This is a genomic window from Streptomyces sp. NRRL WC-3605 (assembly GCF_001509795.1).
GTDB classification, from domain to species: Bacteria; Actinomycetota; Actinomycetes; order Streptomycetales; family Streptomycetaceae; genus Streptomyces; species Streptomyces viridochromogenes.
Window position 1 is genome coordinate 19829 of the sequence record NZ_LLZN01000085.1, and the last position, 8767, is coordinate 28595.

4 protein-coding genes are annotated in these 8767 nt (G+C 71.4%); 1 reads left to right on the plus strand and 3 read right to left on the minus strand.

The window, feature by feature from the left end:
* Positions 1-124: 124 nt before the first annotated feature.
* The 3 genes from ADL34_RS28105 to ADL34_RS28115 all read right to left on the minus strand — a co-directional run bounded on the left by ADL34_RS28105 (position 125) and on the right by ADL34_RS28115 (position 7302).
* Positions 125-1588, minus strand: a complete 1464-nt coding sequence (locus ADL34_RS28105) for a glutamate synthase subunit beta (protein WP_062673869.1) — start codon at positions 1586-1588, stop codon at positions 125-127.
* On the minus strand, positions 1581-6173 hold the full coding sequence (gene gltB, locus ADL34_RS28110) for a glutamate synthase large subunit (protein ID WP_079034455.1): 4593 nt from the start codon (positions 6171-6173) through the stop codon (positions 1581-1583). Before gltB ends, ADL34_RS28105 begins: the two co-directional genes overlap by 8 nt.
* 397 nt (positions 6174-6570) lie before the next feature.
* Positions 6571-7302, minus strand: a complete 732-nt coding sequence (locus ADL34_RS28115) for a VIT1/CCC1 transporter family protein (RefSeq protein WP_062673873.1) — start codon at positions 7300-7302, stop codon at positions 6571-6573.
* Between the two features lie 276 nt (positions 7303-7578).
* Here ADL34_RS28115 and ADL34_RS28120 point away from each other — a divergent pair, with 276 nt between their 5' ends.
* Positions 7579-8628, plus strand: a complete 1050-nt coding sequence (locus ADL34_RS28120) for an ADP-ribosylglycohydrolase family protein (protein ID WP_062673875.1) — start codon at positions 7579-7581, stop codon at positions 8626-8628.
* Positions 8629-8767: the final 139 nt, after the last annotated feature.

Consider the following 8767-nt stretch of genomic DNA (forward strand, 5'->3'; position numbering starts at 1 on the left):
ACGGCGCCTGCCCGTTCGTCCGGTCGGGGACGAGGCAGACGCCGTCTCGGGGGGTCCGGGGGAAACCCCCGGATTCCCGCCCGTACGCCGTTGTACGGGACGTTCTCGGATGATCCGGGGAAGATCAGACCGCCAGGGCGCGGTCCGTCGGGCGGATCGGGGCCGGCAGCTCGCTCGCACCCGTCAGGAAGCGGTCGCAGCCGCGGGCGGCCGAGCGGCCCTCGGCGATCGCCCACACGATGAGCGACTGGCCGCGGCCCGCGTCACCGGCGACGAACACGCCGGGCACGTTGGTCTGGAAGTCGGCGTCGCGGGCGATGTTGCCGCGCTCGTCGAGCTCCAGGCCGAACTGCTCGACCAGGCCGTTCTCCCGGTCGGTGCCGGTGAAGCCCATCGCGAGGGTGACCAGCTGGGCGGGGATCTTGCGCTCGGTGCCCGGCTTCTGGGTCAGCTTGCCGTCGACGAACTCGACCTCGGTGAGGTGCAGCCACTGGACGTTGCCGTCCTCGTCGCCCTCGAAGTGGGTGGTGGAGACGGAGTAGACCCGCTCGCCGCCCTCCTCGTGCGCGGACGTCACCTTGTAGAGCATCGGGAACGTCGGCCACGGCTGGCTGACGTTGTTCCGCTCGTCGCTCGGGCGGGGCATGATCTCCAGCTGCGTCACCGAGGCCGCGCCCTGGCGGTGGGCGGTGCCCACGCAGTCGGCGCCGGTGTCGCCGCCGCCGATGACGACGACGTGCTTGCCCTCGGCGGAGATCGGGGAGGTGACGTAGTCGCCCTCCTGGACCTTGTTCGCCAGTGGCAGGTACTCCATCGCCTGGTACACACCCTTCAGCTCCCGCCCGGGGACGGGGAGGTCACGGGCGGTGGTGGCGCCGGCGGCGATGACGACGGCGTCGTACCGCTTCTTCAGGTCGGTCGCCTTGAGGTCGCGGCCGATCTCGACGCCGGTGCGGAAGCGGGTGCCCTCCGCGCGCATCTGCTCGATACGGCGGTTGATGTGCCGCTTCTCCATCTTGAACTCGGGGATGCCGTAGCGCAGCAGGCCGCCGACGCGGTCGGCGCGCTCGTACACGGCCACGGTGTGGCCGGCCCGGGTCAGCTGCTGGGCGGCGGCCAGGCCGGCCGGGCCCGAGCCGATGACGGCGACGGTCTTGCCGGACAGGCGCTCGGGGATCTGCGGAGCGACGTCCCCGGTCTCCCACGCCTTGTCGATGATCGAGACCTCGACGTTCTTGATGGTGACCGGCGGCTGGTTGATGCCGAGCACACACGCCGACTCGCAGGGCGCGGGGCAGAGGCGACCGGTGAACTCCGGGAAGTTGTTGGTCGCGTGCAGCCGCTCCTGGGCGGCCGCCCAGTCCTCGCGGTAGGCGTAGTCGTTCCACTCCGGGATGAGGTTCCCGAGCGGACAGCCGTTGTGGCAGAACGGGATGCCGCAGTCCATGCACCGGCTGGCCTGCTTGCTGATGATCGGCAGCAGGGAGCCGGGGACGTAGACCTCGTTCCAGTCCTTCAGCCGCACGTCGACGGGGCGGGACTTGGCGACCTCGCGCCCGTGGTTGAGAAAGCCCTTGGGATCAGCCATTGGTCGCCGCCTCCATCATCTTCTCGGTGATCTCGGTCTCGGTGAGACCGGCTCGCTCGGCGGCGTCCTTGGCGGCGAGCACTGCCTTGTACGTGCTGGGGATGATCTTGCTGAAGCGGTCCACCGCGGTGTCCCACTCGGCGAGGAGCTTCTCGGCGACCGTGGACCCGGTCTCCTCCTGGTGGCGGCGCACGACGTCGTGCAGCCACTGCTTGTCGGCGTCGTCGAGCGCCTCGACGGCACCCACGTTGCCGGCGTTGACGTTGTCCCGGTCGAGGTCGATCACGTAGGCGACACCGCCGGACATGCCGGCCGCGAAGTTGCGGCCCGTCTCGCCGAGGACCACCGCGTGACCGCCGGTCATGTACTCGCAGCCGTGGTCGCCCACGCCCTCGGAGACGACCAGGGCGCCGGAGTTGCGGACGCAGAACCGCTCGCCGGTCCGGCCGCGCAGGAACAGCTCGCCGCCGGTCGCGCCGTACGCGATGGTGTTGCCCGCGATCGTCGAGTACTCGGCGAGGTGGTCGGCGGCCCGGTCGGGCCGGACCACGACGCGCCCGCCGGACAGGCCCTTGCCGACGTAGTCGTTGGCGTCGCCCTCCAGGCGCAGCGTCACACCGCGCGGGAGGAAGGCGCCGAAGGACTGGCCCGCGGAACCGGTGAAGGTGATGTCGATGGTGTCGTCGGGCAGGCCCGCGCCACCGAACTTCTTCGTCACCTCGTGGCCGAGCATGGTGCCGACCGTGCGGTTGATGTTGCGGACCTTGACCTGGGCGCGCACCGGCTGGGCGTCGGTCGCGGAGTCGGCGGCGAGGGCGTCGGCGGCGAGCTTGATCAGCTCGTTGTCGAGCGCCTTCTCCAGGCCGTGGTCCTGCGCGACCAGCTGGTGGCGCACCGCGCCGGCCGGCAGGTCGGGCACGTGGAACAGCGGCTCCAGGTCCAGGCCCTGCGCCTTCCAGTGGTCGACCGCGCGGGTCACGTCGAGCGCCTCGGCGTGGCCGACGGCCTCCTCGATGGAGCGGAAGCCCAGCTCGGCGAGGAGCTCGCGGACCTCTTCGGCGATGTAGCGGAAGAAGTTGACGATGTACTCGGCCTTGCCGGAGAAGCGGTCGCGCAGCACCGGGTTCTGGGTGGCGATGCCGACCGGGCAGGTGTCCAGGTGGCAGACGCGCATCATGACGCAGCCGGAGACGACGAGCGGCGCGGTCGCGAAACCGAACTCCTCGGCGCCGAGCAGCGCGGCGATGACGACGTCGCGGCCGGTCTTCAGCTGCCCGTCGGTCTGCACGACGATGCGGTCGCGCAGGCCGTTGAGCAGCAGGGTCTGCTGGGTCTCGGCGAGGCCGAGCTCCCAGGGGCCGCCCGCGTGCTTCAGCGAGGTCAGCGGGGAGGCGCCGGTGCCGCCGTCGTGGCCGGAGATGAGGACGACGTCCGCGTGGGCCTTGGACACACCGGCCGCGACCGTGCCGACGCCGACCTCGGAGACCAGCTTGACGTGAATGCGCGCCTGGGGGTTGGCGTTCTTCAGGTCGTGGATCAGCTGGGCGAGGTCCTCGATGGAGTAGATGTCGTGGTGCGGCGGCGGGGAGATGAGGCCCACGCCCGGCGTCGAGTGACGCGTCTTCGCGACCCACGGGTAGACCTTGTGGCCGGGCAGCTGGCCGCCCTCGCCGGGCTTGGCGCCCTGGGCCATCTTGATCTGGATGTCGTCGGCGTTGACCAGGTACTCGCTGGTCACACCGAAGCGGCCGGAGGCGACCTGCTTGATGGACGACCGGCGGGCCGGGTCGTACAGACGGTCCGGGTCCTCGCCGCCCTCACCGGTGTTGGACTTGCCGCCCAGCTGGTTCATGGCGATGGCGAGGGTCTCGTGCGCCTCCTTGGAGATGGAGCCGTACGACATGGCGCCGGTGGAGAAGCGCTTGACGATCTCGCTGACCGGCTCGACCTCCTCGAGGGGGATCGAGGGGCGGTCGGACTTGAAGCCGAACAGGCCGCGCAGCGTCATCAGGCGCTCGGACTGCTCGTTCACGCGCTCGGTGTACTTCTTGAAGATGTCGTAGCGGCCGGTGCGCGTGGAGTGCTGGAGGCGGAAGACCGTCTCCGGGTCGAACAGGTGCGGCTCGCCCTCGCGGCGCCACTGGTACTCGCCGCCTATCTCCAGGGCGCGGTGCGCCGGGGCGATGCCGGAGGCCGGGTAGGCCTTGGCGTGCCGGGCGGCGACCTCCTTGGCGATCACGTCGATGCCGACGCCGCCGATCTTGCTGGTGGTGCCGTTGAAGTACTCCTCGACGAAGGCCGCTTCGAGACCGACGGCCTCGAAGACCTGGGCGCCGCGGTAGGAGGCGACGGTGGAGATGCCCATCTTGGACATGACCTTGAGCACGCCCTTGCCGAGGGCGTAGATCAGGTTCCGGATGGCCTGCTCGGCCTCGATGCCGGGCAGGAAGGTACCGGCGCGGACCAGGTCCTCGACGGACTCCATCGCCAGGTACGGGTTGACGGCGGCGGCGCCGTAGCCGATGAGCAGCGCGACGTGGTGGACCTCGCGGACGTCGCCGGCCTCGACCAGCAGGCCCACGTGGGTGCGCTGCTTGGTGCGGATGAGGTGGTGGTGGACGGCCGCGGTGAGCAGCAGCGACGGGATCGGCGCGTGCTCGGCGTCGGAGTGCCGGTCCGACAGGACGATCAGCCGGGCGCCGTTCTCGATGGCGGCGTCGGCCTCGGCGCAGATCTCCTCGATGCGCGCGGCGAGGGCGTCGCCGCCGCCGGAGACCCGGTACAGGCCGGAGAGCGTCGCGGCCTTGAAGCCGGGCATGTCGCCGTCGGCGTTGATGTGGATGAGCTTGGCCAGCTCGTCGTTGTCGATCACCGGGAAGGGCAGGGTGACCGAGCGGCAGGAGGCGGCGGTCGGCTCCAGCAGGTTGCCCTGCGGGCCCAGCGAGGAGCGCAGCGAGGTGACGAGCTCCTCGCGGATGGCGTCCAGCGGCGGGTTGGTGACCTGCGCGAACAGCTGGGTGAAGTAGTCGAAGAGCAGCCGGGGGCGGTCACTCAGCGCGGCGATCGGCGAGTCGGTGCCCATCGAGCCGATCGGCTCGGCGCCGGCCTTGGCCATCGGCGCGAGGATGATGCGCAGCTCTTCCTCGGTGTAGCCGAAGGTCTGCTGGCGGCGGGTGACCGAGGCGTGGGTGTGCACGATGTGCTCACGCTCGGGCAGGTCCGACAGCTCGATCTCGCCGGCCTCCAGCCACTCCGCGTACGGCTGCTCAGTGGCGAGGCCGGCCTTGATCTCGTCGTCCTCGATGATGCGGTGCTCGGCGGTGTCGACGAGGAACATGCGGCCCGGCTGGAGGCGGCCCTTGCGGACGACCTTGGCGGGGTCGATGTCGAGGACGCCGACCTCGGAGCCGAGGACGACGAGGCCGTCGTCGGTGACCCAGTAGCGCCCGGGGCGCAGGCCGTTGCGGTCGAGGACCGCGCCGACCTGGGTGCCGTCGGTGAAGGTGACACAGGCGGGGCCGTCCCAGGGCTCCATCATCGTGGAGTGGAACTGGTAGAAGGCGCGGCGGGCCGGGTCCATGGAGTCGTGGTTCTCCCACGCCTCCGGGATCATCATCAGCACGGAGTGCGGCAGGGAGCGCCCGCCGAGGTGCAGCAGCTCCAGGACCTCGTCGAAGGAGGCGGAGTCGGAGGCGTCCGGGGTGCAGACCGGGAAGATGCGCTCCAGGCCCTTGTCGCCGAACAGGTCGGAGACCAGCTGCGACTCGCGGGCGCGCATCCAGTTGCGGTTGCCCTTGACGGTGTTGATCTCACCGTTGTGCGCGACGAAGCGGTAGGGGTGCGCGAGCGGCCACGACGGGAAGGTGTTCGTGGAGAAGCGCGAGTGGACGAGCGCGATGGCCGAGGCGAAGCGGCGGTCGGACAGGTCCGGGAAGAAGGGCTCGAGCTGGCCGGTGGTCAGCATGCCCTTGTAGACGATGGTGCGGGCCGACAGCGAGGGGAAGTAGACCCCGGCCTCGCGCTCGGCGCGCTTGCGCAGGACGAACGCCTTGCGGTCGAGGGTGATGTCCTTGGAGGAACCGTCCGCGACGAAGATCTGGCGGAAGGCCGGCATCGTCGAGCGGGCGGTGGCGCCGAGCAGTCCGGGGGCGACCGGGACCTCGCGCCACCCGAGGACGTCGAGGCCCTCTTCGGCGGCGATCGTCTCGATGCGCGCGACGGCGTCCTCGGTGCCGTCCTCCGGCAGGAAGGCGATGCCGACGGCGTAGGCGCCGGCCTCGGGGAGCTCGAACCCGGCGACCTCGCGCAGGAAGGCGTCCGGCACCTGGGAGAGGATGCCCGCGCCGTCACCCGAGTCGGGCTCGGAGCCGGTGGCGCCGCGGTGCTCGAGATTGCGCAGAACGGTCAGCGCCTGCTCGACCAGCGTGTGGCTCGCCTCTCCGGTGAGGGTGGCCACGAAGCCGACGCCGCAGGCGTCGTGCTCGTCGCGGGGGTCGTACATACCCTGCGCAGCAGGGCGAGCATCCATGAAGGACCAGTTCTGGCCATTCGTGGAGTGCTGGGACGGCTGGCGCGGCGTACGCATCGGCTCTCCCGTCGTCGTCATTTGGCTGGGGGTTCCCCGGGAACAAGGCCGGGGAGCAGTGCAAGGGACGACGTTGGCCCTCTGCGTGATCGCAAAATTTCGTGCAGGTTACATGATGGAACGACTCTCGGGAACCGGGATACTCCGTTCCACCATGCGGACACCACGGCCTGCGGCGGGGGTCCCGCGGATATGGCTCGAAGTATGTGGAGGACCGGACGAGGCAGGTCCATGCCCGACGGCCCACAGGGAGGCGGAAGGGGCGTCGTCGCCCACCCCGCGCGTGCGCTGGAGGCGTCATTGCCCACAGTGCTTACGGCTCATGCCCGGTGGTCATGCTCCCGAAACCAGCGAGTAACGGAAACTTATGCGGTCCCTCGCATATGTACCAGGCGCGCTATCCTACGGCCGTTCCGAAGAAAGTACCCAGGGCGTACGTCACACCGGCCGCCGCGCCACCCAGGGCGAGCTGCCGCAGCCCGCTGTACCACCAGCTGCGTGCCGTGACCTTGGCGACGACCGCGCCGCACAGGAAGAGCCCGAAGAGCGCGAGCAGCACCGCGGGCCACAGCGCGGTGGCGCCGAGCAGGTACGGCAGGAGCGGCAGCAGGGCGCCGAGGGCGAAGGACCCGAACGACGACACGGCCGCGACCAGCGGCGAGGGCAGGTCGCCGGGATCGATGCCCAGCTCCTCCCGGGCGTGTATCTCCAGGGCCACCTCGGGGTCGCGGGAGAGCTGTTCGGCGACGGCCCGCGCGAGGTCCGCGTCCACGCCCCGGGCCTCGTAGAGGGCCGCCAGCTCGGCCTCCTCGTCCTTGGGGTGCTTGCTCAGCTCCCGCCGCTCGACGGCCAGTTCCGCTTCGACGAGTTCGCGCTGCGAGGCGACCGAGGTGTACTCGCCGGCCGCCATGGAGAAGGCGCCGGCGGCGAGTCCCGCGAGGCCGCTGAGCACGATGGTCTGGTGGCTGACGGCACCGCCGGCGACACCGGTCATGAGGGCGAGGTTGGAGACGAGGCCGTCCATCGCGCCGAAGACGGCGGGGCGCAGCCAGCCGCCGTTCACATCGCGGTGGGTGTGGTTGTCGCGGTGCGCCTCGTGCAGCGCGGCCTCGGTCTCGATGATCGCCATGGGATTTCCCCCCGGAGGAAGTCAGGTAAGGCTGTCTTTAGACGCGTTCTACTCTTCGACAACGACAAATCTACGCCGTCGCATTCCCTCCCGCCAGCAAGGAAAGGCTGCGCTAACCTGCGGTTTTCCCCGGAAAGCCGCCACGCGGCCGGGGCCTCGCAGGACAGGTCGACCGGGTGACAGTGGCCCCGGTGAGGCTCAGGTCAACCGCCGACGGTGGGACACATCCGCAAAGGGCTCCGCGCCCTGGCGGAACCCCCGGAGGAGAGGCCGCGTATGGCATCGATCGCCCGCACCCCCTCGGTTCCGGCGCCCGGCGCCGCCGGAGAGCTCCGCGAGCGGGCCCGCGGCGCCCTGCTGGGCCTGGCGGTCGGCGACGCGCTGGGGGCTCCCGCCGAGAACATGAAGCCCTCGGAGATCCGCGCCCGGTGGGGCCGCATCACCGGGTTCGTGGCCGAGCACCCTTGCGGCACCGACGACACCGAGTACGCGATCTTCTCGGGGCTGCTGCTGGCCCGCCACGGCTCGGCTCTCACACCGGCCCATGTCGAGGCGGCCTGGCACGAGTGGATCGCGGACCGCGCCGAAGGGCCGTTCCGGGGCGCCGGGTTCAGCGAGCGGGGCACGCTGGAGAACCTGCGCCGCGGCCTCGCCGCCCCCATCTCGGCCCAGCACCGGCACGCCTGGAGCGACGGGCTGGCGATGCGGGCGGCGCCGTTCGGGGTGTTCGCCGCGGGCCGCCCGGCGGAGGCGGCCCGGCTGGTCGCGATCGACGGCTCGGTGAGCCACGACGGCGAGGGCATCTACGGCGGCCAGGCCGTGGCGGCCGGAGTGGCCGCGGCCATGGCCGGGGCGCCCACCCCGGTGGTGGTGGCCTCGGCGCTCGCCGTCGTCCCGGACGACTCCTGGACGGCCCGCTCCCTGCGCCGGGCCGCCGCGGTCGCCCACGAGGGGGAGCGCGCGGTGCGCTCCGCGGTGGTGATCGGCGGCTACCCCTGGACCGACCTCGCCCCCGAGGCGGTCGCCCTGGCCTTCGGGGCGTACGCGGCGGCCGACGGCGACTTCGTGCAGGCGGTGCTGACGGCGGTGAACATGGGCCGCGACGCGGACACGACGGCGGCGGTGGCGGGGGCGCTGGCCGGGGCGACCCAGGGAGAGGGGGCGATCCCCCCGGACTGGGCGGCCGCGATCGCCCCGGCCCGCGGCAGCTGCCTGCCGTCGATGGCGGGCCACCACGTGCTGGAGGTGGCGGAGCTCCTGGTCCCCGGCGACGACCGCAAATGGCTCTCCGGAGCCCTCACCCCGGCCAAGGAGCCCCTCGGATGACACCCCCGACCCCCTGGTCCGACCTCGAGTCCCCGGACTCCCCCTCACCCACAACGGCCGCGACGCTCCTGCCTCCGACCACCGACGCCGACCGGCACGGAACGGAGCCACCCACCCCCGCCACCGAAACCCCCCCGGC

Excerpts from the sequence above, each read along its gene's own strand:
- gltB (WP_079034455.1), bottom strand. The coding sequence starts at position 6,173 with ATGCGTACGCCGCGCCAGCCGTCCCAGCACTCCACGAATGGCCAGAAC.
- ADL34_RS28120 (WP_062673875.1), top strand. The coding sequence starts at position 7,579 with ATGGCATCGATCGCCCGCACCCCCTCGGTTCCGGCGCCCGGCGCCGCC.
- ADL34_RS28115 (WP_062673873.1), bottom strand. The coding sequence starts at position 7,302 with ATGGCGATCATCGAGACCGAGGCCGCGCTGCACGAGGCGCACCGCGAC.
- ADL34_RS28105 (WP_062673869.1), bottom strand. The coding sequence starts at position 1,588 with ATGGCTGATCCCAAGGGCTTTCTCAACCACGGGCGCGAGGTCGCCAAG.